The sequence below is a fragment of the Rhodovulum euryhalinum genome (genome assembly GCF_004342445.1).
In the GTDB taxonomy this organism is placed as follows: domain Bacteria; phylum Pseudomonadota; class Alphaproteobacteria; order Rhodobacterales; family Rhodobacteraceae; genus Rhodovulum; species Rhodovulum euryhalinum.
The window spans coordinates 1-22,781 of the sequence record NZ_SLWW01000008.1; the positions used below are offsets into that span (position 1 = coordinate 1).

The 22,781-nt window shown below is 69.4% G+C and carries 21 protein-coding genes; 1 reads left to right on the top strand and 20 read right to left on the bottom strand.

Annotation, left to right across the window (positions count from 1 at the left end; translation table 11 throughout):
* From EV655_RS10625 to EV655_RS10690, 14 genes are all read right to left on the bottom strand, one after another.
* Nucleotides 1-1,564 (bottom strand): HAMP domain-containing protein (locus tag EV655_RS10625; protein WP_132544628.1); only part of this gene is annotated, 1,564 nt, incomplete at its 3' end.
* A 121-nt stretch (nt 1,565-1,685) separates the two neighbouring features.
* Nucleotides 1,686-2,063: a hypothetical protein gene (locus EV655_RS10630; RefSeq protein ID WP_132544630.1), complete on the bottom strand. Its 378-nt coding sequence runs from the start codon at nt 2,061-2,063 to the stop codon at nt 1,686-1,688.
* Nucleotides 2,060-2,446: a response regulator gene (locus EV655_RS10635; RefSeq protein WP_132544632.1), complete on the bottom strand. Its 387-nt coding sequence runs from the start codon at nt 2,444-2,446 to the stop codon at nt 2,060-2,062. The genes EV655_RS10630 and EV655_RS10635 overlap by 4 nt, the downstream gene beginning before the upstream one ends.
* A 2-nt stretch (nt 2,447-2,448) precedes the next feature.
* A complete protein-coding gene (locus tag EV655_RS10640) occupies nt 2,449-3,351 on the bottom strand; it encodes a CheR family methyltransferase (protein ID WP_132544634.1) in 903 nt (300 codons plus the stop codon).
* Nucleotides 3,348-3,815: a chemotaxis protein CheW gene (locus EV655_RS10645; RefSeq protein ID WP_132544636.1), complete on the bottom strand. Its 468-nt coding sequence runs from the start codon at nt 3,813-3,815 to the stop codon at nt 3,348-3,350. Before EV655_RS10645 ends, EV655_RS10640 begins: the two co-directional genes overlap by 4 nt.
* The gene (locus tag EV655_RS10650; RefSeq protein WP_132544638.1) at nt 3,790-6,024 is read right to left on the bottom strand and encodes a chemotaxis protein CheA; all 2,235 of its coding nucleotides are present in this window, start codon (nt 6,022-6,024) and stop codon (nt 3,790-3,792) included. Before EV655_RS10650 ends, EV655_RS10645 begins: the two co-directional genes overlap by 26 nt.
* Before the next feature lie 2 nt (nt 6,025-6,026).
* A complete protein-coding gene (locus EV655_RS10655; RefSeq protein ID WP_132544640.1) occupies nt 6,027-6,395 on the bottom strand; it encodes a response regulator in 369 nt (122 codons plus the stop codon).
* Entirely contained in the window at nt 6,395-6,685 is a 291-nt protein-coding gene (locus tag EV655_RS10660; protein WP_132544642.1) for a hypothetical protein, read from the bottom strand. The genes EV655_RS10655 and EV655_RS10660 overlap by 1 nt, the downstream gene beginning before the upstream one ends.
* A 673-nt stretch (nt 6,686-7,358) precedes the next feature.
* Nucleotides 7,359-9,383 carry a methyl-accepting chemotaxis protein gene (locus tag EV655_RS10665; protein ID WP_165905324.1) on the bottom strand — a complete coding sequence of 675 codons (2,025 nt, stop codon included), beginning with the start codon at nt 9,381-9,383 and terminating at the stop codon, nt 7,359-7,361.
* 208 nt (nt 9,384-9,591) lie between these two features.
* The gene (locus tag EV655_RS10670; protein WP_132544646.1) at nt 9,592-10,173 is read right to left on the bottom strand and encodes an amino acid synthesis family protein; all 582 of its coding nucleotides are present in this window, start codon (nt 10,171-10,173) and stop codon (nt 9,592-9,594) included.
* Nucleotides 10,166-11,002 (bottom strand): UPF0280 family protein, encoded by an 837-nt coding sequence (locus EV655_RS10675; RefSeq protein WP_132544648.1) that lies wholly within the window; start codon nt 11,000-11,002, stop codon nt 10,166-10,168. The genes EV655_RS10670 and EV655_RS10675 overlap by 8 nt, the downstream gene beginning before the upstream one ends.
* On the bottom strand, nt 10,999-12,456 hold the full coding sequence (locus tag EV655_RS10680) for a 6-hydroxynicotinate reductase (RefSeq protein ID WP_132544650.1): 1,458 nt from the start codon (nt 12,454-12,456) through the stop codon (nt 10,999-11,001). The genes EV655_RS10675 and EV655_RS10680 overlap by 4 nt, the downstream gene beginning before the upstream one ends.
* The gene (locus EV655_RS10685; protein ID WP_132544652.1) at nt 12,453-15,185 is read right to left on the bottom strand and encodes a molybdopterin-dependent oxidoreductase; all 2,733 of its coding nucleotides are present in this window, start codon (nt 15,183-15,185) and stop codon (nt 12,453-12,455) included. The genes EV655_RS10680 and EV655_RS10685 overlap by 4 nt, the downstream gene beginning before the upstream one ends.
* Nucleotides 15,182-16,033 (bottom strand): FAD binding domain-containing protein, encoded by an 852-nt coding sequence (locus EV655_RS10690; RefSeq protein ID WP_132544654.1) that lies wholly within the window; start codon nt 16,031-16,033, stop codon nt 15,182-15,184. Before EV655_RS10690 ends, EV655_RS10685 begins: the two co-directional genes overlap by 4 nt.
* Nucleotides 16,034-16,137: 104 nt before the next feature.
* Between EV655_RS10690 and EV655_RS10695 the strand changes: the two genes are divergently transcribed.
* Nucleotides 16,138-16,563 carry a MarR family winged helix-turn-helix transcriptional regulator gene (locus EV655_RS10695; RefSeq protein ID WP_132544656.1) on the top strand — a complete coding sequence of 142 codons (426 nt, stop codon included), beginning with the start codon at nt 16,138-16,140 and terminating at the stop codon, nt 16,561-16,563.
* Between the two features lie 3 nt (nt 16,564-16,566).
* Here the strand turns inward: EV655_RS10695 and EV655_RS10700 are convergent, their stop codons facing one another.
* The 6 genes from EV655_RS10700 to EV655_RS10725 form a co-directional block, all read right to left on the bottom strand.
* Entirely contained in the window at nt 16,567-17,262 is a 696-nt protein-coding gene (locus EV655_RS10700; RefSeq protein WP_132544658.1) for an ABC transporter ATP-binding protein, read from the bottom strand.
* Nucleotides 17,255-17,980, bottom strand: a complete 726-nt coding sequence (locus EV655_RS10705; protein ID WP_132544660.1) for an ABC transporter ATP-binding protein — start codon at nt 17,978-17,980, stop codon at nt 17,255-17,257. Before EV655_RS10705 ends, EV655_RS10700 begins: the two co-directional genes overlap by 8 nt.
* Nucleotides 17,977-18,915 carry a branched-chain amino acid ABC transporter permease gene (locus EV655_RS10710; RefSeq protein WP_132544662.1) on the bottom strand — a complete coding sequence of 313 codons (939 nt, stop codon included), beginning with the start codon at nt 18,913-18,915 and terminating at the stop codon, nt 17,977-17,979. The genes EV655_RS10705 and EV655_RS10710 overlap by 4 nt, the downstream gene beginning before the upstream one ends.
* Nucleotides 18,912-19,835: a branched-chain amino acid ABC transporter permease gene (locus EV655_RS10715; RefSeq protein ID WP_132544664.1), complete on the bottom strand. Its 924-nt coding sequence runs from the start codon at nt 19,833-19,835 to the stop codon at nt 18,912-18,914. The genes EV655_RS10710 and EV655_RS10715 overlap by 4 nt, the downstream gene beginning before the upstream one ends.
* A 53-nt stretch (nt 19,836-19,888) precedes the next feature.
* Nucleotides 19,889-21,190, bottom strand: coding sequence for an ABC transporter substrate-binding protein (locus tag EV655_RS10720; RefSeq protein WP_132544666.1), 1,302 nt, complete (start codon nt 21,188-21,190; stop codon nt 19,889-19,891).
* 91 nt (nt 21,191-21,281) lie between these two features.
* On the bottom strand, nt 21,282-22,652 hold the full coding sequence (locus EV655_RS10725) for a hypothetical protein (protein ID WP_132544668.1): 1,371 nt from the start codon (nt 22,650-22,652) through the stop codon (nt 21,282-21,284).
* Between the last annotated feature and the right edge of the window lie 129 nt (nt 22,653-22,781).

Below are 22,781 nucleotides of genomic sequence, written 5' to 3' on the forward strand. Positions count from 1 at the left end.
CCGCCGCCGTCTCCTCCAGCGTCGCCGCCTGGTTCTCGGTCCGGTGCGAAAGATCGTCCGACGCCCCGCCGATCTCCTCCGCACGCGCGTGGATCTCGGTCGCGTTCTCCGCAATCGACGCCAGCATCTCGTTCAGCGTCGATACCGTCGCGTTGAAATCATGCCGCAACTGCTCGTAATCCGCCGGGAACGGCGCATCCAGAGACTCCGTCAGGTCCCCAGACGACAGACGTTGCAGCGCTTCGCTCAGCATGCCGACCACGCGATCCTGGTTGCGCCGATCCTCGTCACGCGCCGCGCCCAGCGTTTCGGTTTCGGCGAGACGGTCGCGAAAATCGGCCAGCGCCCGGCCCAGCGTACCCAGTTCGTCGCCGCGCCGCGCAACGGGAATGTCGGCGTCGAAGCGCCCGCCGGCGACTTCCTCCATCGACCGGACAAGACCGGCAAGGGGCCGCGTTATGGTGCGCGAACCGAAGGCGCTGACCGTCAGGGCGGCAGCAAGGCCGAGGGCGACGAAGACAAGCACGTTGTTGCGGAACGCAACGAGCCCGGCAAGATACTCGGTCTTGTCGAGTTCGGCGACCAGCGTCCAGTCGGCCCAATCGAGGTCGAGGGGAACGGAAAAGGCAATGCTGTCCTTCCCCGACACACCCGTCACGCCGTAATACATGCCCGTTTTCCCCGCGACGAGGTCCGCGATGACGGGCACGCGGGGCAGGGCATCGAAAACTCCGAAACGGTCCTCGAAACGCGATAGAGTGCGCGCGCGACCGTCGCCCCCGACAACGAACATGTCGCCGTACTCGCCCAGCGCCGAGGCCGTGGTCACCAGCGATGAGATATGAGCGGTGGAAAGCTGTATCGCCAGCACACCGACCCGAAGCCCCAGCGCGTCGAAGACGGGGGTCGCCATGAAGGAAGCCGCGTCCCCCCCGCTTGGTCCATAGGGGGCGAAATCGACGGTGACGACAGTCCCCTGCGGTGCGCCAAGGGCAGCCTGGAAGGCCTGGCCGAGACCGCTTTCGGCATGGGCACCGGAAACAAAGTTCTCGCCGAAATCCTGTTCCTTGGCGACCGAGTAGATCAGCTCGCCCGCAGGATCGAACATGAAGATGTCGCGATAGCCCAGATCAGAGGCGGCCCTGGCAAAGCGGGGATGGACGCGCTTGTGCTCGGCCGAATAGGCCGTGCCGTCACCCGCATCCGCGAGCCCCTGTTGCGGGTCTTCGGGCGTGGCGTTGCCCGTACGATAGGCCTGGCGCGGTGCCGTCATGCCGCCGCCATCCACGGCAATGGCCAGGCGGAAGTTGCGGATCGTCGATGCGGTGAAGGGGCTCGCCGCCTCGGCGGCCAGCGTGGCCCGGGCATCGTCGAACCATTGCTCGACGCGGAGGGCCTGATCGCGCGCGAGCATCTCGAGGCTATGCACCACGGTGCCGCGCTGCATGTCATAGGCACGGTCGTACAGGACGAACCCCATGAACGTCGTGACCGAAAGGACGATCGCAGCGATCGACAGCGGCAGGCGCCGGCTGATCGGCATCTCCAGAAGGGTCTTCAGCATCCTTGGGACCTTTTCGACACACGGTGCCCCGCCGAGGGGCCCGGGACCAGTAAGGCCAAGCGGCAATTGAGATTTGGTTACGCCAGAAGGATGCCGGCCCGCACCATTCCGGGCAATTCGACTAAAATACGTCGATATGCCCGCCGGAATGGGGTTTCTCGCGGCGGGTCGCGCCACCGAGGACGGCGCGAAGCTGGTCGAGGCGCAGGCCCTCGACCACCGCGCAGGGAACGGCGGCGTCGGGCGGGATCGTTTCGGCCACTCGGCCGGTGAGCGGACCCAGATCCTCCAGGAGCTGGATCACCAGGTCGACAAGCTGCAACTCGCGGGCGCCACCCTGCGCTGCGCCGGGCAGGCTCTTGTGGGCGAGCACCGCACGCTCGTAGCGGCGCAGCAGTTCGGCCGCATGGTCAAGCTCGTGACCAAGCCCGTCAAGCAGCGTGGCGAGCCCCAGACGCGGGGGCGCGCCGGGTGTGGGCGTTTCGATGTCCTCGGTCACAGCCGCCCCACCACCGCCTCGATCGCCTTTTTCATGGTCGCGGTCGTGAAGGGTTTCTTCACGAGGTTGTTAAGGCCGAGCTGCTGGCCTTTCTGGATCAGATCCGGCGTCGGCGTGCCGGTCACCAGGATATAGCCGATCCGCTGGGTCGAGCGGTTGCGGCGCAGGCCTTCCAGAAGCTGCAGCCCGTCCATGCCCGGCATGTTGTGATCGGCCAGAACAAGATGCACCGGGTCGGCGACCAGCCGGTTCAGCGCAGATTTTCCGTTGTTCTCGGCGCTGACCTGGAAGATCCCGATCTCTTCGAGGGCCTGGGTGACAAGCCCGCGGCTGACCGCCATATCGTCCACGACCATGACGCGAATGGAATCCTTGAGCGACATCTTCAGTCCTTTCCTGGTTTTTGCGGGGTCCGCGGCTGGGTGCCGGGGCGCTTGCGATAGGCTGTGACCCCGGCGGTCTCGAGCAGGTCGGCGGCCGGGCCGGTGACCCTCTCGGAATGGCCGATGAAGAGCATCCCCGCCTCGGGCAACTTCTCTGCGAAGCGCAGCCACAGCGTTTGCTGGGTCGGCTTGTCGAAATAGATCGCCATGTTGCGGCACATGATGACATCGAAGAGGCCAGGCATCGGCCAGCTTCCGTTGATGTTCAGGCGCCGGAAAGTGACGAGGGGGCGCAGGTCGTCGCGGATCCGGCGCACGGGTTTCTTGCGCTCGGCCGGGTCGAAGATGCGCCCCTCCCAGTCACCCGGCGGCGTCTTGCAATCCTCGGCCGGATAGCTGCCCTCCACCGCCCGGGCGAGAACGAACGGGTCGAGATCGGTGGCGAGGATCTTGATGTCGAGCCGCGCGGCTTCGGGGCAAAGGGTCAGCACGCTTCCCGCGATCGAATAGGGTTCCTGACCGGACGAACAGCCCGCAGACCAGAGCCGCACGCGCCCGCGGTTGCGTGCCCGCGCGATCAGCGGCGGCAGGACCTCGCTTTCGAGCTGGGTGAAATGATGCTGCTCGCGAAAGAAATGCGTGACGTTCGTGGTGAGGACCGAGATGAAATGGTCGCCCTCTTCCTCGAGATTGGCGCACAGATACGCATGATAGGCACTGAAATCCTCGAGGCCGAGCGCCACGATCCGCTTGCCCAACCGGGAATGGATCATGGCCTTCTTCGCCGGCTCCAGGTTCAGCCCGTATTCCGATTTCGCGAATCCTGCAATGCGCACGAAATCCTTTTCGCCGAACGGGATGTCCGCGGATCTGCGAAACACGGAATGGGCGGGCTGAACGCTCATGCGGCCTCCATGATGCCCCTGGGCAGCAGAACGCCCGGCGACAGGATGCGCGACATGCCTTCCTCGACCGAGATCAGACCGAGGATGCTGCTGGGGACGTCACCGCGCCCCATGGTCGGCGCCTCGCAGATCTGCTCGCCGTTGACGGTGAGGATCTCGGACACGGAATCCACGAGCAGGCCCACGGTCTTGGTTCCGACCGCGACCACCATGATGACGTGACGGGGCGAGGCGTCGCATTCGCCGAGGCCCAGCCGGGCGGCCAGATCCACGATCGGAATGACCGCGCCGCGCAGGTTCATCACGCCGAGGACGGCCTGCTCTGCCTGGGGCAGCGCGGTGACCGGCGACCAGCGCCGGATCTCGCGGATCTGGGTGATCTCGATGCAGAAGCTCTGGCCGCCCGCCTTCAGCGTCACGAACTCCAGAACGTCGTCCTCAGCCCATTGCTGCGGTTTGGGCATGCTGCGTCTCCTCTATGAGCGTCAGGTCCCGACCGAGATCGCCGGCCAGGTTCAAGGTGGCATCGGTATCGATGATGAGGGCGATACGGCCATCGCCCAGGATGGTCGCGGCCGAAATCCCCGCGATCGCGCCGTAGTTGCCCTCGAGGCTTTTCACCACGACCTGGCGCTGGTCCGAGATCTCGTCCACCGCAAGGGCAACCTGGCCGGAATGTTCCGAGCGGATCAGGATCAGGATGTTGTCCGAGGTGATCGGGGCGCCAGAGGTGAAGCCGAGCAGATTGCCCAGATGCACGATCGGCACATAGGTGCCCCGGATCGAAAGAAGCTGACCCTCGCGACCATAGGGGACGACATCCTGGGCGCGCGGGCGGATTGTCTCGAGCACGCTGGACAGCGGTGCGACGAGGGTCTGGCCGGCCGCATGGATCACCATCCCGTCCATCACCGCAAGCGTGAGCGGCAGCGAGATCGCGAACTGGGTTCCCTCGCCCGGACGGCTCGAGATCGTGACCTTGCCGCCGAGCGATGTGATCGCGGTCTTGACCACATCCATGCCGACACCGCGGCCCGACAGGTTGGTGACCTTTTCGGCGGTGGAGAACCCCGCCATGAACAGCAGGTTGTCGATCTCGGGCTCGCTGAGCTTGGCGTCGGAGGGCACGAGCCCCTTGCTGACAGCGATCTCGAGGATACGCTTGCGGTTCAGCCCTGCACCGTCATCGGCGATCTCGATCAGCACATCGCCCGACCGGTGTGCGGCCGAAAGCCGGATCGTGCCGAGGGCAGGCTTGCCCACGGCCATGCGCTTTTCGGGGCTCTCGATGCCATGGTCGACGGCGTTGCGGATCATGTGGGTCAGCGGCTCGGCGAGACGTTCGACCAGCGTCTTGTCGATCTCGGTTCCCTCGCCCTCGGTCACCAGCGCGACCTCCTTGCCGAGGCTGTCGGCGGCTTCCCGCACGATGCGCTGCATGCGCTGGAACAGCGGCTTCACCGGCTGGGCGCGGATCGCCATGACGCCTTCCTGCAGCTCGCGCGCGAGATACTGGTAGTCGTCGAGGTCGCTCATGATGTCGGAATTCGTGGCGAGACCGGTCTCGAGCAGCTTCTGCGCGATCACCGCCTGGTTGATGATCAGTTCGCCCACCGTGTTGATCAGCCGATCCACACGTTCGGGATCGACACGAAGCGTGGTCTGCGGCACCTGCGCGGCGGCCTTCGCGGGACCCTTGGGCCGGTCGGCGAGTTCGGCCGGGGCCAAGCCGGCCTCGGCAGCCAGCGCGAGTTCGATCGGTGCAGGCGTCTCGTCGGCCACCATCGGCGTGAAGCGGGACGGGGTTCGCATCGGGGCAATCCCGGCGGCGGCAGGCGCGGCCTCGGCGATGGACACGTCGTCCTGGACGGCGTGGTCGGCCTCCTCCTCGGTCCCGGCCACAGCGATGTCACCGGCGGCTTGCGCGGTGATGTCCTCGATCTCGCAGAGATCCTCGAGGAACATGAAGACATCGCGCACCGCGGTCTCGGTTGCCTGTCCGTGCAGGGTGATCTCCCAGTTGAGATAGCAGCGCTCCGGATCGAACGCCGCGCCGACGGGCAAGGCGGAAAGATCGCAGCGCGTCTCGACCCGGCCGAGTGTGGCCAGTTCGGAGAACAGAAGCACCGGATCATGGCCGTTGCGGAACAGATCCGAAGATGCGGAAAGTCGGATCCGGAAGCAGGATTCGTCCGGATCGCCGGCCTCGTCCATCAGATCGAACACAACCGGCTGGAAACCGAAGAACTCCTCGGTTTCCTCTCCCCCTGCCCCGGCCTCAAGGCCGGGCTCGATGCCGGCAAGCTCGTTCAGCTTGTCGAGGATCGCGGGCATCGCCTCGGGGATCTCGTCGCTGTCGGACTGGGCAAGCTCGACAAGGTCGGCCAGCATGTCGCCCGAACGCAGGATCGTGTGCAGCGCGTCGGTGTCGGGCACCAGGTCGCCAGAGCGTACGAGGTCGAGCACGGTCTCGAAACAGTGCGCGAATGTCACCAGGTTCTCGAGCCCGAAGGCACCGGCCGCGCCCTTGATCGAGTGAACGGCACGGAAGATTGCGTGAACGGTGTCCTCGCTGGCGGTACCGGCGATCATCGCCTGCGAGCCCTCGGAGAGCTGCTCCAGAAGGTCTTCGCACTCGGCGAAGAAGGTGGCCTTGAGATCGTCTCGGGACATTTTCAGCGGGCCCCCGTCACGCGGCGGATCACGTTGACCAGCCCTTCGTCCTCGAACGGCTTGACGATCCAGCCGGTCGCCCCGGCCTTGCGCGCCCGGTCCTTGAGCGCAGGGCCGCTTTCGGTGGTCAGCACCAGGATCGGCACGCGGGCGTTGACCCCGCCGCCCCGGATCGACTCGATCACGCCGAACCCGTCCATCTTGGGCATGTTGATGTCGGTGATGACCGCGTCGTACTGGTCCTGCTGGAACACGTCGACGCCGTGCACGCCGTCATTCGCCGTGGTCACCGTGAAACCTGCCGAACTCAGCACCTCGCGTACCATCTCGCGGATGGTGAGCGAATCGTCGATGGCAAGGATGTTGATCATTACTGCACTCCTTCGGGGCCGAGGATCGCGTCGCCAAGACCGAGCAGGGTCACCGCATCGACAAACCCGGGCGACGGGTCCGCCACGGAGAAGGTGCCGCCGCCGGATTCGACATGCAGCCTGAGAAACGCCAGAAGCTGTGCCGAAAGCGCCGTGGGCGCAGCGGCCCCGTCCGCCCGGACGGTAATGCTGTGCGGCCCGTCCCCGAGCACGGCCTTCACGATGTCGGCCGGGGCCTGCGCCCAGGCCGGATCGCCGATGTCCAGGTCGAGATGACGATCAGGCTCCATTCCCGATTCCCCGTGTTGATGCATGGCAAGCAATGCCTCGGTCTGCTTACCCCCGCGAAGCCTAAGAACCGGTGAACGCCTCTCATCCGGGTCGAGGCGGGCCAGAAAGGCGCTGCGCGGGGAGAAATGCCATATCGCCCGGTGTTTGGCCGATTTTTGGGCCGAGGAAGGGCGTCGCGGTGACGTTGGCATGTCTCACCGGGGCTCTCGCGCGCCGGGTTGCCGCCGCGATGGCGGGATAATTGTGCTTATAAATCAGTATTATTTTGCCAAAAACTGTTGCGATCCAGCGCGGGGTGCGCGCCCCGAACGGTCCCGCAGCCGGTCACTTGCCCCGAGTCGCGTACCCGCACGGCGACACTCCGGCGGGTGGCGCCGCGAAGCCGGGCGCAGCCGCGCGACCGGCATACCCTTCCGGTCCGTGCCGGCGCCCATCTGGGTCTGCGCGGAACCAGGGGGCAGGCTGTCGAACGCCCTGCACTTCATGCGGATCCTGACATCGCCGCCTTGCCGATCGAAGGCCAGCGCCTGTCCCGGCAAACGGACCGCCGCGCGACATCGTGCGGCGACGGACAAGCCGGTGGAGCAAGCCACCGGCCGGGCCAAGCATTGATGTCGGGCACGCATCGGCACGACCATGGGCCGAAGCGACCGGTGCGGCAGGCGCGGGCCGTCAGGCCGCGGACACCCGCCGGATGGCAGCACCGCCGTGGCGTTCGTGATGGAACCGCGCCACCAGCGTGCGCAACCGCTCGCCCTCGACCCGCAGCATGTCGCTGGCCGCGGTCGTCTGCTCGAACATCGCCGCGTTGTGCTGGGTCACCTGGTCGAGCTGGCCCATCGCGATGTTGATCTCGTTCAGGCCCACCGCCTGTTCGCCGGCAAGCGTCGCGATCTCGGTCACGCGGGCGGTGACACCCTCGACCGCCTCTACGATCGCGCCCAACGCCTCGCCGGTGCGGCCGACAAGCCCGACCCCCTGCTTGACCTTGGCGCCCGAGGACGAGATCAGATCGCCGATCTCGTGTGCGGCATCGGCCGTGCGCTGGGCAAGCGCCCGCACCTCCGAGGCGACGACACCGAAGCCGCTGCCCGCGCCGCCCGCCCGCGCCGCCTCGACCCCGGCGTTCAGCGCCAGAAGATTGGTCTGGAAGGCGATATCGTCGATCACATGCACGATCCGCGCGATCTCCTCGGCCGAGGCGTCGATCTCGCCCATCGCATGCACCGTCTGGCCCACGATCTCGGCCCCCGACTTCGCCTTGGCGATCGCGTCGCGGCCGATCTCGTCGGCCGTTTGCGCCCCTTGGGCGGTCGTGCCGATCGACGAGGTCAGATCCTGCAGGGCCGCTGCCGTCTCTTCCAGCGTCGCCGCCGCGTTCTCGGTACGCTGCGACAGTTCATGCGCCGAGCCATTGATCGCACCGACACTGTTGCCGATGGTGGCGGCCGAGTCCGAAATGTCGGCGATCAGCGCGCCAAGGCTTTCAACGGTCGCGTTGTAGTCGCGGCGCAGCCCGTCATAGTCCGCGCCGAGATCGTCGTCGATCCGTGCGCCCAGATCCCCAGCGGCCAGCCGCCGAAGCCCATCGGCCAGCCTGTCCACCACGTCCTGCTGGTGCGCCTGCTGCGCGGTGCGGTCGCGCTGCAAGGCCTGTTCCTCGGCGATGCAGTCGCGGAAATAGGCCAGCGCGTCGGCCATCTGGGACAGTTCGCCCCCCGCCGACCGGTCGGACTGAAGCTCGATCTCGAGATCGCCGTCGGCGAGGCGCTTCATCTTGCCGACCATGCGGTGCAGCGCCCGGGACAGATGTCCGCCGAACACCACCGCCAGGCCGAGCCCGGCCAGCAGCGCCACGCCCCCGGCGCCGAAGGCCAGCATCCGCATCTGCCCCGCGATCTCCAGGTAGGCGGCGCGGGGGACCATCACGTGGACAACCCCCGCGGGCGCGCCCGAGAAATCGGCAACCGGGAACACCCGGGCCGCATAACTTTGCCCCGACAGGCTGCGTCTGGCATCAGACCCGCCCGCACCGGCGGCAGCCAGCACCTCTGTCGGAGCCAGAAGCGGGTCACCGGCAATGGTCGCCGCGGCCCGTTGCACCGCCATGTCCGCGGACGAGAAACCCGCGATGCTGCGGTCGGGCAGCACGTAGAACTCGATCTGCGTGTCGGTGTCGCGAACCAACCCCTCGAAGAAGGCCGCGTCGAGGTCGAGCCCGATCTCGACCGTTCCCAGATGACGCCCCTGATGGGCCACCGGGCTGATCCCGCGGATCCCCAGCCCGCCCCGCCCGCGTTCAAGCCCGGCAATCGGCGCCTTGCGCGCGTTGGCCTCGATCACCGTCTGGCGGAACCCCGACAGATCGTCGCCGAACTGGTCGGGCTTGTGCACCCGGAAGAACGAGGTCGCGGGCGGTTCGTGGAACTGGAACTGGACGATGCCGCGTTCGTCGCGCATCTGCGCAAAGCCCGGCACGAACAGCGCGGCAAGACGTTCACGGTCGCGCGTCGCGACCGCCTGCTGCACGTCGGGCATCGAGGCGACGAGTGACGCGGTGGTCAGCGCGCTGCCGATCCGGTCGTCCAGCGCCGCCTGGAACCGCAACTCGAACTGGTCCAGTTCGCGCAATGTGCCCCGGTCGATCAGCCCGCCCACCCCCATCAGCATCGGCGCAAGGACCAGGCTGGCCGTCAACATCACGGAGACGGCGATTGCCAGTATGATTCGAATTCTGAAGGACATCGAATGTTCTTCCTTGTCCGGATGCCCGCGCCGGACGCGGGGCGGCAGATTCGGAAGAAGCATTCGCCATACATGTTACTCTCCGATTAAGAGCGGGACGCGTGGGCGTGGCTGTCCCGCGGCGGGCGGTTACCGCTTTCAGCTGCCCCTGCGGTCGGACCTAGCGCAGGCCGTCCAGCCCCGTGACCTCGTGGGCCGCAAGCCCGCCCATCCGGTTGTGGATCCGCGGCCCCCTGGCCATGGCCAGCGCCAGAAGCAATTCGTCCGCGCGCGGGCCATCGGGTACGCCCACCTCCATCGCGTCGAAATGGCTGCGGACATAGGCGGCGTTGATATGGCCCAGCGGCACGTCGATCCGCGCCCCCATGCCGCCCACCTTCATCGCCGAGGGCACGATCGCCCTGGCTTCGCCCAGCCGCTCGCGCATCGCGTAGCCGCCCGGCACGTGCCAGAGCGCGGCATGCTCGGCCTCGCCCGCCTCGCCCGCGATCGCGGCCTTGCCGTAGCCGTCGATCCCCTCGATGCCGCCCAGTGCCGCGATCAGCCGGTCCGTCATCTCGAGGCCCAGCGGCTTGAGATCGTCCATGCCCGGTTGCAGATCGGCCACATAGCCGCCCGCGTAGGGGTTCCGGACGATCGCCACGATGGCGCCGCGCAGGCGCGGGGCCGCGGGGGCCGGGCCGTTCTCGTGGCGGATTTCCTCAAGGATCGTCAGCATCTTGCGGACCGGAAAGTCAGGCATGGATCGGCTCCCTTGGATCTGGATGGAAAAGCGCCGGGCCAAGGCTGCACGCCTGCCCGTTCAGCCGCAGATGCGCGCCGCCGATCAGGCCGCGTGCGATCAGCCGCCCGGCAAGCGCCGCGCCGGGGGCAAGGGCGTCCGCAGTCTCGGCCGCGCTCAGCGGGCCGAGACCGACAGTGACCGGGCGGGCGCCAAGATCGCTGTCCGGGGAAAGCTCGCAGGCCGGGCGGCGCCGGACCGCCGGGTGGCCCGGCAGGTCGACCGCGTTGGCGATCATCGTGGCGGCGGCGTCGGCCTCGGCCGCGGTGCGCGCGATCACCGTCACCGCATCCGCGATCCCCAGCGAGTGGCTACGGCCCCGCCAGCCCGAGGTCGCCACGCCGCGCCACGGCGCATCGGCCGCCAGCGCGATCCGCCCACCCGGCATCGCGGCGGTCAGGGTCTCGCCGGGAGCAAAATGAAACGCCACATCGCCGCCGTTGTTGACATGGGCGCGCGTCAGCCCCGGCGCCGCGACCATCGCCGCCAGCACGGCATCGGCCACGGCACCCGCGACCGCCGCCATGGGCGTGATGAAGGCGGGGTGGAACGGCGCCGTGGCGGCGGCCATGGCGCGGGCGACTGCCCCCTGAAACGCCGCCTCGCCGGTCGGCAGGCGCAGCGCGGGCAACTCCTCGACCAGTTCCTCAAGAAGACCGTCGAATCGCCTGATCGCAAGGGAGAACGCCGCGTCGCGCCCCGCCCCCTCGGCCACGATCACAAGGTCGATCGGCCCGTGATGCAGGTGCAGCCGCCCGCCAGGCAACCATGCTGCCTGAACGCCGCTCATGGCCTTCCGCCCTTTGGCGGCAACGGCCCCGCGGGCGCGACCGCCCGCGCCGCGTCGCCGTATTCGCCGCCGTTCGCCAGGATGTCGGCGACGCTGCGGACCGCGTGGTCGTGGCCGCCCATCGCGCGGTAGTCCTCGCGCGTCAGGGTGAATTCCAGCGGCGCCACCAGCGCGGGCGTCGGCACCGAGCCGAACGACCGCGCGGGCATCCGGGTGACGTCCACCATCAGCGTGATCCCGCCGCCCGGCCAGACCCAGGCGGGCGCGCCACCGCAGGTCACATGGGTCGCCCCGGCCTTGACCGATTGCGTCAGCCTGACCGGGTTGCGCGTGACCCCGGCGCGCAGCGACCCCCCCGCCCCCGCCGCGAACAGCACGTTGCACAGCGCCGGTTCGCAGTTCTGGGCGATCAGCTCCACCGTCTCGGCCAGCGCAGGCGGCATCGGGCGTTCGACGGGCCGCAGCGCCTCGTCCAGCACGTAGAAGGCCGCGTGTTCCCCGGTGGTCGAGACCATCAACAGGCTCAACCCCGGCCGCGCGCCGCGCTTCCCGTCCCACGGCCCCAGGATCGCCAAGGGGTCGGTCAGGTCGGTCCCGCCCCAGCCCAGCCCCGGCGCAGCCACCTGGAAATACCGCCCCGGCGTCGACCTGCGTCCCTTGATGCGGATGCCCGTGGGCGCCCAGCCCAGCACCTTGCCCGCCTGGTGTTCGGACATCACCCCGGTGATGTGGTCGTCGACCACCACCACCTCGTCCACCAGCCCCTGCCAGTGGGCGGCGAACATGCCGACGGTGGCCGACCCGCAGCCCACGCGCATCCGGTCCTCGGGCGTGCCGTCCACCACGGGCGGGCGGCCCGCCTGAACCACCACCTCGGCGCCGCCCTCGATCGTCAGCGTCACCGCCTCGCGGTTGCCAAGCGCCATCAGCGTCTCGCAGGTGACGCGCCCCTCGGATTTCGACCCGCCCGTCAGGTGATCGACGCCGCCCAGCGACAGCATCTGCGAGCCGTATTCCGAGGTCACGACCAGCCCCACCGCCTCGCCGTCCGCGCGCACCACGGCACCCTCGGGGCCCAGATGGCGGTCGGTGTCGATCTTCACCTTGACCCCGCAATAGGAATAGATCGCCTCGGTCACCACGGTGACGAAGTCGACGCCGTCGACCTCGCGGCTGACGATGAAGGGGGCGGGCTTGTAGTCGGGATAGGTCGTGCCCGCGCCGAGGCCGCTGACGAACAGCGCCCCGTCGGCGATCAGTCCGTCGTCCCAGTCCGCGCCGAGGAAAGGCCGCACCTCGTCGCCCGCGGCCAGCCGCGCGTCGAGGATGGTCAGCGGGTCGCAGCGGACCAGCCGCCCGCCCTCGTTCGCGTAGCGGTCGCAGGCCCCGGCCTGGCCGTCGGCGATGTAGCACATGACCGGGCAGGCGTCGCAGCGGATCTTGTCGTCGCTCATGGCCCGCGCCCCGCCGCCCGGACCGCCGCCAGAACCCGGTGGGGCAGCGCCGGCACCCGGGTGATCCGCGCTCCGGTCGCGTGCGCGATGGCGTTCAGGATCGCCGGCGCGGTCGGGATCAGCGCGTGTTCGCCCAGGCCCTTGGCGCCCATCGGCCCCTCGGGGTCGGGCACCTCGACGAGGATCGTCTCGATCTCGGGCATGTCGCCGGTCGTGGGGATCAGGTAGTCGTGCAGGTTCTCGGTGCGGCCGGGGAGGTACTCCTCCATCAGCGCCAGGCCCAGCCCTTGCGCGATGCCGCCCTGCACCTGCCCCTCGGCCAGCGTCGGGTTGACCACGCGGCCGACATCGTGGGCGGCGGTGATCCGGATGACGCGGACGGTGCCAAGCTCGGTATCCACCTCGACCTCGGCCAGCTGCGCGCCATAGCCGTAGACCGCGTAAGGGCGCCCCTGCCCGTCGGCGTCGAGCGGTGCGGTGGGCGGGTCGTAGGTTTCCTCGGCCAGCAGCACGTAGCCATGGGCGATCTCGGGCAACGTGCCGAGGTCCAGCACCGTCTCGCCCTGCCCGTCCCGCACCACAAGCCGCCCGCCGTCGAAGCGCAGCGCCGCGTCATCGCCCCGGTTGGCACGGGCGAGGATCGCGGCCCTCAGCGCCCGGCCCGCCAGCACCGCGGCCTTGCCCGTCACCACGGTCTGGCGCGAGGCCGAGGTCTTACCGCAATCGGGCGTCAGCGCGGTGTCGGGGCCGATCAGGCCGATATCGCCCAGCGCCACGCCCAGCGCATCGGCCGCAAGTTGGGCGATCACCGTGTTCGACCCTTGCCCGATATCGGTCGCGCCCTGGTGCAGCCAGAGCCGCCCCTCGCGGGTGATCCCCAGCCGCACGGTCGACGGGTTGGGCAAGGCGGTGTTGCCGCAGCCATACCAGCAGGAGGCAAGCCCCGCGCCGCGTTTCACCACCGTCGAGCCCGCGTTGAACGCCGCCGCCTCGGCCCGGGCCGCCCGCCAGCGGGGGGCCAGCGCCGTCAGGCACTGGGCGATGCCCACCCCGCGCATCTCCTGACCGCAGACGCTGCGGTCGCCGTCGCGCAGCGCGTTTCGCAGGCGAAAGTCCAGCGGGTCCAGCCCGGCCGCCTCGGCCAGCCGGTCGAACAGCGTTTCCTGAAGGATCGCCGCCTGCGGCACGCCAAAGCCGCGAAAGGCCCCCGCGACCGGGTTGTTGGTGTGGATGGCCCGCGTCTCGGCCCGGTAGGCCGGCATCCGGTAGGGCCCCGAGGCATGGACCGGCACCCGGTTGGCGACCGTGGGGCCCCAACTGGCATAGGCCCCGGTGTCGAAGAGCCCGTCGAATTCCATCCCCGTCAGCCACCCCCCGGCGTCGCAGCCGATCCGCGCGGTCAGCCGGGCGGGGTGGCGCTTGGTGGTCGACATCATCGATTCCGCCCGGTCATAGACCATCCGGCAGGGCCGCCCGGTCGCCAGCGCCGCAAGCCCGATCAGCGGTTGCAGCGACAGGTCGAGCTTGGACCCGAAGCCGCCGCCCACCGCCGTTGGGACGATCCGCACCCGCGCGGGTGGCAGGCCCAGCACCCGCGCGGTGTCGTCGCGGTCCATCACGGGCGCCTGCGTGCAGGCATGGATCACCAGCGTGCCGTCGGGCGCGATCTCGGCCCAGCCCGCCTCGGGCTCGATATAGGCGTGCTCGACAAACCCGGTCTCGACCGCCCCCTCGACCACGTGGGCCGACGCCGCCAGCGCCGCCGCGGCCCCGCCCGTGACCACGCGGCCCGCGGTCAGGAGGTTGCCGGGCCGCCCCGCGTGGATCGGGCGGGCGGCAGCGGCCCCGGCCGGGTCGGTGACGGGTGCCCCGGGATGCCAGACCACCGGAAAGGCGGACAGGTCCAGCCCCGCGACGGTCGCCGCCTCGCCCACCACCAGCGCCACCGCCTCGCCGCGAAAGCGCGTCTCGGCCTCGGCCAGCGCCGGCTGGTCGGCGAAGGGCGGGATCACGCCAAAGCGGTTCTCGCCCTGGATGTCGGCCGCGGTCAGCACGCGCACGCCCCGTGCCGCTGCCCAGCCGGCCAGATCGCCGAAGGCAAAGCGCGCCGCGGCATGGGGCGCGCGCACCGCCCGGACCAGCAGCGCATCGACCGGCGCCCCGTCCGCGCCGAAGCGTTCGGCCCCGGTGACCTTGGGGCGCCCGTCCAGCCGTTCGACCGCCGCGCCGACCGCGGCACCGGCCACCGGCCGCAGTGGCTCGGGGCCGGGCGCCACGTCGCAGACCGCGTCGAGAATCCGCGCATAGCCCGTGCACCGGCACAGGACACCGCCCAGCGCCGCCTCGGCCTCGGCCCGGGTCGGCCGCGGGGTCACGGCCAGAACCGCCGAGGCCGCCATCAGCATCCCCGGCGTGCAGATCCCGCATTGCGCCGCGCCATGGCGCAGGAAGGCCTCCTGCAGCCGCGACAGCCCTTCGGCCGACAGCCCCTCGACCGTGGTGATCGCACGCCCCAGGGCCTGCGCCAGCGGCGTGAGGCAGGCGCAGACCGGCGCGCCGTCCAGCAGCACCGTGCAGGCGCCGCAATCGCCCGCGTCGCAGCCGACCTTGGTGCCCTGCAACCGCAACTCCTCGCGCAGCACCTCGGACAGGCGGCGGCCCGGCGGGCTGGAAACCCGGACCTCGGCGCCGTTGACCCGAAGCGTTGCGAGCGTCTCGGGACGGTTCATGCCACGGCCCTTTCGGCGCAAAGCCCCGCCACCGCCCGGCGCAACAGCGTCAGGGCGGCGCGGGTCCGATAGGCGGCGGGCGCCCGGTGATCGTCGATCGGGGCCAGCGCGCGGGCGACAATCCCGGCGGTGATCGCATCGGCCAGCCCCGCATCGGCCCGTCGCCCGCGCAGCGCCGCCTCGGCGTCGGGCAGGCGCCGGGCCGTCGCGCTGCACGCGCCCACAGCAAGCGCGGCATGGGCGACGCGGCCCGCCTGGATGTCCAGCCGGACCGCGGCCATGGCGATGGAGATGACCAGGTATCGCCGCGCGCCCAGCTTGAGGAACGCCCCCTGCCCCGCGCCCGCCGCGCGCGGCACATGGATCGCGGTCAACAGTTCGTCGGCCGCGCGCGCGGTCTGCCGCGGGCCGGTAAGGAAATCGGCCACGGCCAGCCGCCTTGTGCCGCGGTGCGAGGCCAGTTCCACCTCGGCATCCAGCACCAGCCAGCAGGGCGCCCCATCCGCCGCGGGCGAGGCGTTGACAAGGTTGCCGCCCACGGTCCCCGCGGTCTGGACCTGCACGGAGCCCACCTCGCGCGCCGCGGCCCTGAGCCCGTCGAACCCCGGCGGCAATCCGGCCCGGGCGATCTCGGCCCAGGATGTCGTGGCGCCGATCCGCCAGCCCGCAGCACTTTCCCCGATGCCGCGAAGGCCCTCGATCGCGGTGATGTCGAGTATCCCCCCCGAAAGCCCCGGCCCCCGCGTTGCCGGAAACAGGTCGGTGCACCCCGCCGCGACGCGCAAGCCGCCGCCCGCCAGCGCCTCGAGCGCCTCGGCCAGCGTGCGGGGCCGCAGATAGGGGGCCAAGCGATCACCTCTTCCTGATGGTGATTGTTCGTATGCAAACGGATGTTGAGCCGCGCCCGGACACCTGTCAACATGGATCGCCCAAAGCCCGACGGAGACCCGCCATGGCCCGGACCACCGACGCCCCCTATGTGCTGGATGCGCAGGTGGGGTTCCTGATGCGCAAGGCGACCCAGCGCCACCTGTCGATCTTTGCCGCACATATCCCGGACCTGACGCCCACCCAGTTCGCCACCCTTGCCAAGCTGTACGAGCGCGGCCCCACAACCCAGAACGCGCTGGGGCGGGCAACGGCGATGGATGCGGCCACGATCAAGGGCGTGGTGGACCGGCTGCGCGCGCGGGGGCTGGTGGCAAGCGCGCCCGATCCGGCGGACTGCCGGCGGGTCTCTGTCCGCGCGACGGCCGAGGGGCGCAGGGCCTTCGAGGGGCACGCGCGTGCCGCCCACGCCATCACCCGCGAGACTCTGGCGCCGCTGACGCCCGCCGAGCAGGAGATGTTCCTGCGGCTGCTGGCAAGGCTGGGCTGAGGCTCAGACGCCGAGATAGCGTTTCAGCACCGCGGGATCGGCGCGCAGATCGGCGGCGTCCACCGTCTCGCGGGCCCGGCCGTTCTCGATGAACACCACCCGGTCGGCCGCTGACAGCACGGCATCGAGCCGCTGTTCCACCAGCAGGATCGCCACGCCCTCGGCCTTCATCCGGATCACCACCTGCCGGATCGCCTCGATCATCGAGGGTTGCAACCCCTCGGTGGGCTCGTCCAGCAGCAGCACGCGGGGCTCAAGGCACAGCGCCCGGGCGGTGGCCAGCATCTGCTGTTCGCCCCCCGACAGCGTCTCGGCGCGCTGGCCCATCCGGTCTGCCAGTCGGGGAAACAGCTCCAGCACGCGGTCCAGCACCTGCGGCGGGCTGCGGCGCGTGCGCATGCCGATTTCAAGGTTCTGCGCGACGGTCAGTTCCGAGAACAGCCGGCGCCCCTGCGGGATATAGCCGATGCCGCGGCGCGGCACCTCGTGGGCGGGCAGGCTGCCGATATCCGCGCCGTCCAGCGTGATGCGGCCCGCCTTCAGCGGCAAAAGCCCCATGATCACCTTCATCGTGGTGGTCTTGCCCGCGCCGTTGCGGCCCAGCAGGCAGGTGATCTCGCCCGGCCGCGCGCTCAGCGACAGGCCGCGCAGCACCTGCACCGGGCCATAGCCCGCGTCGATGCCCCGCACCTCAAGCATCCGCGCCGGTCCCCAGATAGGCGGTCTGCACGGCCGCGCTGGCGTGGATCTCGGCAGGGCTCCCTTCGGCCAGCACCTCGCCGAAATTCAGCACGGTGATGCGGTGGGCCAGTTCCATCACCACGCCCATGTTGTGCTCGATCAGCAGGATCGTGGTCTCGCCCGCCAGATCGCGGATCAGCACCTTGAACGCCTCGATCTCGCTATCGGCAAGCCCTTGCGTCGGCTCGTCCAGGATCAGCAGCCGCGGCCTCTGCGCCAGCCCCATGGCCAGTTCCAGCAGCCGCTGGTGGCCATAGCTCAGATCGCCCGGAAGCGCGCCCGCATGGGCGCCAAGCCCCACCCGGTCCAGCGCCGCGGCACTCTCGCGCGCCACCGCCGCCCGGTCGCGGCCAAGGCGGCGGCGGGCGGCCAGCGCGACGTTCTCGGCCACCTCCAGCCGGGCGAAGACGCTGGTGATCTGGAAGGTATAGGCCATGCCCAGCGCCACGCGCGCATGGGCGGGCAGGCGCGTGATATCGCGGCCGTCGAAAGCGATACTGCCCGAGGTTGGCGCGACCCGCCCGATCAGCATCGACACGAAGGTGGTCTTGCCCGCCCCGTTCGGCCCGATCAGCGCACGGATCTCGCCCGGGGCCAGATCGAAATCGACCTCGTGGACAGCCCTGAGCCCCCCGAAGGATTTCGACAGCGCCCGGGTGGACAACAGCGCGCTCATGGCAGCCACCGCATCCGGCGGCGGCGGAGTTCCCCGGCCAGCCCCTGCGGCGCGAACAGCGTCAGCAGCACCAGCGCAATCCCCGCGATCAGCATGTAGGCCGAGGTGATCCCGGACGACAGGTCGATCAGGTAGAACATGAAAAGCACACCGAAGAACGGCCCGATGATCGTGCCCGCGCCCCCCAGGAGCACCCACAGAAGCGGGAAGATCGAATACTGGACCTCGGCGAAGGTCGCCCCGACATAGCCGAACAGCAGGCCATAGGCCGCCCCCGCCGCCCCCGAGATCGTGCCCGAGATCACAACGGCGGCCAGCTTGTGGCGGAAGATGTCGTAGCCCAGGAGCCGGGCACGCTCATCGTTCTCGCGGATCGCGATCAGCACCCGGCCCGCGGGCTGTCGCACCAGCCAGAGCGTGAGGAACAGGCACAGCGCGAAAAGCGCCAGCGCCGCCAGATAGCGGATGTCCGGATCGGAAAGATCGAGGCCGAAAAAGACCCGCTCGGCGCGCTCCAGCACCACCCCCTCGTCGCCGCGGGTCCATTTCCCGGCCAGAAGGATGGTCAGGTAGACCGCTTCCGAGAACATCAGCGTCACGATCATGAAGGCCACGCCCGCGGTCCGCAACGCCAGCAGGCCGACGACCAGCGCCAGCGCAGCCGCCGACAGCAGGCCCGCGAGAAAGGCCAGTTCCGCGCCGATGCCCAGAAAATGCAGCGGCAACCCCATGCCGTACATCCCGGCGGCAAAGAACATCGCGTGGCCGAGGCTGAGAAGACCTGTATAGCCGAACAGCACGTTATAGCCGATGGCATAGCAGGCCAGCACCATCACCCGCGCAAGATTGCCGTGGTGATAGGCGGGCAGCAGGAAATGCAGCGCCAGCAGCACCGCGATCAGCCCGCCATGCAGCGCCAGCACCCGGGCCGTCATCGCGCGCGTTTCCCCATCAGGCCCTCGGGGCGGAACACCAGCACGAAGGCCACCAGCAGCGTGGCGATGATCTTGGCCAGCGTCGGCGAGAAGAAGACCGAGATGATGCCGTCCGACATGCCGATGAGGATTGCGGCGATCACCGTGCCCGCCAGACTGCCAAGCCCCCCGATGATCACCACGATGAAGGACAGCAGCAGAGCGTCGCCCCCCATCAGGTAATGCGCCTGCTGGATCGGCACGATCAGCACGCCCGCCAGCGCCGCCAGCGCCGCGCCCAGGCCGAAGACCAGCGCATAGACCCGCTCGACCGGGATGCCGAAGGCCTGCGCCATCTCGCCGTCAAGCTGGGTCGCGCGCATCATCAGGCCGATGCGGGTATGGGTCATCAGCGCCCAGAGCCCGGCCAGAACGGCGGCCGCGGCACCGATCACGAACAGCTTGTAGCTGGTGATCGACAGCCCCCAGGGCCAGTAAAGCTGTGGCCCGCCCTGCCCCCATTCCACCCAGGGCAGCGCGATCCGCGCGTTGAACGGGGGTTCCACCGGCCGCGCCTCGGGGCCATAGCCCATCAGTGTCAACTGTTGCAGGATATAGAGCAGGCCGATCGTGGCGACGATGGTGCGTTCGGGATCGTAGTCCAGGTGCTTCAGCACGGTGACATCGGCCGCCGCCGCCACCGCGCCCACGACCAGCGGCGCCACCGCCAGCGCCAGGACAAAGCCCGCAGCGCCCCCGCCCGCCATCGAGGCCACGACCCAGGCCAGCACCGCGCCCAGCATGTAGAACTCGCCATGGGCGACGTTCACGACCCGCATCACCCCGAAGACGAGGCTGAGCCCCGCCGCCATCAGCGCCAGCACCGCGGCCGTCACCGCGCCTTCGAGCGAGGCGAGCATCAGATAGGGACCGAAATCCATGCGGTCTCCGGCGGTTGGAATGATCCCGGGCGCGGCCCGCGCCCGGGGACGGATCAGAAGGACCGGGTCGTGTAGTCCACCTCGTCGGGGTAGAACCCGGCCTCGATGGGGGTGGTCTGCACCACGTTAAGCCGCCCGCCTTCGAGCTTCGAGATGTATTGCGGCCCGAACACCTGGTGGGTCTTGCCGTTGAACAGCTTCGCCCCCTGCGGATGTTCGTTGGACAGCGGCCACTCGGTCATCGCCTCGACCGCCTCGATCAGTTTCTGCCGGTCGGCCGGCCCGGCATAGCCCGCCGCCTCCATCCCCGCCTTGATGACGTAAAGCGTCTCCCAGCAGCCGAACATGTGAGCATAGGTCGACACGTCCTTCGGATCGCGGGTGGACGCGCCGTTCTGGTCGATGCCGATGGCCGCGCGGTAATGGCGGTCGAACTCGGTCTGGTCGGGCTGGGCATAGCGTGCCATCCCCTCCCAGAAATAGGTTCCTTCCAGGAATTCCAGCCCGGGGCTGGCAAGGTCCACCGCCTCAAGGCTGTCGATGAAGCCGAAGATCGCGGGGCGCGAGGGGCCGAAGAACTCGCCCATCTCCTTGACGAAGGTCAGCACGGCGGGGCCGACCATGACGTGATAGATCACCTCGGTCTCGCGGGGTATCTTGGGAAAATACTTGGTGAACGAGGTTTCGGTGGGCGGGATCGCAAGCTTTGCGATCACCTCGCCGCCATTCGCGGCCATTGCCTCGGTAAAGAAATCGCGGTGGTCGTGGCCAAAGGCATAGTCGGGGAAGATCATCGTGACCTTCTTGCCGAGCGTTTCCGCCACGAAGGGCGCCATTGCCATCACCTGGCTTTTCACGTCGGTGATGCCGGGCTGGACGGTCCAGCGGTTCAGCTTGCCCGAGGCGACGTGATGCCCCTCGGACACCACGAAATAGGGCAGTTGCAACTCGCCCGCCCGCGGGGCCGAGCCCATCACCACGTGGCTGAACAGCGTGCCGTAGCCCACGTCGCAATTATGCTGGGTGGCGAATTTCTCGACCACCTCGGCGCCGCGCTTGGGGTCGGTGCCGTCATCCTCGGTGATGATCTCGACCGGGCGGCCGTTGATGCCCCCCGCCTCGTTGATCAGCCGGGCCGCGGCCTGGGTGGTGCGGTCGTACCAGCGGCCATAGGCCGACCCGATCCCGGTGGCGTGCATCTGGAACCCGATGCGGATCGGCGCGGCGGTCTGGGCGTGGGTGTAGCGCGCCCAGAGCGGCAGGCTGGTCGCCGCCGCGGCGCCCGCCAGCGTCGCGATCGCGGACCGGCGGGAAGGATCGGCCGGGCCGGCCGAAGGCGTCTTGGTCTCGGTCATGGTCTGTTCCCCGGTGGACGGCGTTGTCTGGTTATGGCGCCAGTCTGTCGGGGCGCCACCGCTTTGTCCACGGCTTTGCGGGCGGGCGGGCTCAGACCCCGCGGGGTGAGGCCAGCAGCCACAGCCCGAACAGCGTGTACAGCACCATGAAGGCGGCCAGCGGCGCCTGGCTGAGCGCGGCCTTGCGCGGATTGCCGAAAAGACGCACGGCAAGCGCGTGCGACAGCGCGATGGCGATCGCGTGGCCGATCACGATGGCGCCCGCCTGCGCCAGGAAGATCAGCCGCACGGTCTCGTGGGTGTTGAAAAAGCTGGTGGTGACGTGGACATGGTCGATCCCCAGCAGATGCGCCCCGCTGTCGAGCGGGTCGTTGGCCACCGCCAGCATGTACTGCCCCTCGACCAGGATCGAGGGCAGGTAATGCGCGACGTGATAGCCCAGCGCGATCGGCAGCAGCGCCGGGGCGAATGTCCGGAACGCAGGACCGAACCGCGCGATTTCCCCGGCAAGCATCAGGCCGACCGCGACGGCGGCGGCAAAGAGGGCGGGCAGCACGACCAGCGCGGCGGCAAGCCCGGCAAGGTTCTCGCGCACCACCAGGCTGCGGCCGGGAAATTCCAGCGGGTTCCAGCCAAGCTGGCCGAACCACCAGAAGGTCTCGTTCAGCCCGTCATAACTGCCAACCGCCAGCATCGCCACCATGAAGACCGCAAGGCCCCAGGGCGGCGCGCGGCGCGCCATCACCTTCCACCCCGGCAGGCCCAGGCGCCAGCGTCCGCGCGCCGCGCCAAGGGGCGCGATGCGGGCATAGGCGCCCATCAGCACGGTGATGCCCTCGCCGCGCCGCAGCCATTTCGGCCCGAAGGCCAGCGCGAGCGCGAAGTGAAAGGCCCAGTAGCAGGCGACCATGGCCGCCAGCCGCTCGGGGTCGGCGGGGGCGGGATGGGCCAGCAGCACCGCGGCAAAACCGGCGAAACTGGCCAGCGCGGGCCAGTGGCCCAGCGCCGCGGGCAACCGGAACCGGGCGGGGCGGCGGCGCAGGACCAGCGCGACCGGCCCGCGCCACGGGTCGATCCAGCGCCAGAGGTCGCCGGCCATGCCCTGCACAAGCACGAGCACGATCCAGAACAGGCTCCAGACCGCCAGCGACAGCGGGTTCTCCATCGGGTTGTGGGCGCCCAGGAGGCCGAGGACCACCAACCCCGCAAGCAGGGCGAAAGACAGCAGGGCGAGAGCAAGCGGCGGGCGCAGGCGGCGGCTGCGGATCAGCGGCAGCGGGCGGAAAATCCCGGTGGCAAGCCGGTCGGGAAGCACGGTGACCAGAAGGATCGTCAGCACCACAGCGGCGACACCGCCGCCGATATAGAAATCGGTTGGCAGAAGCAGCACAAGCCCGCCCTCGGTCGCGTGGGCGTGGACGGGCGCGGGCAGCAGCCCGAGGAGAAGGACAAGGCGGCGCATGGCGGTACTCTGGGCGATTCCGGTCGCGCTGGAAACGGACAAGCGGTCGCGCCGGATTTCTTCAAGGTGCGCCTGCGGCGCAAGCCTTTCCTCTCGCCTGCGGCGGGCGCCGCAGGCTCGGGTGGCCTC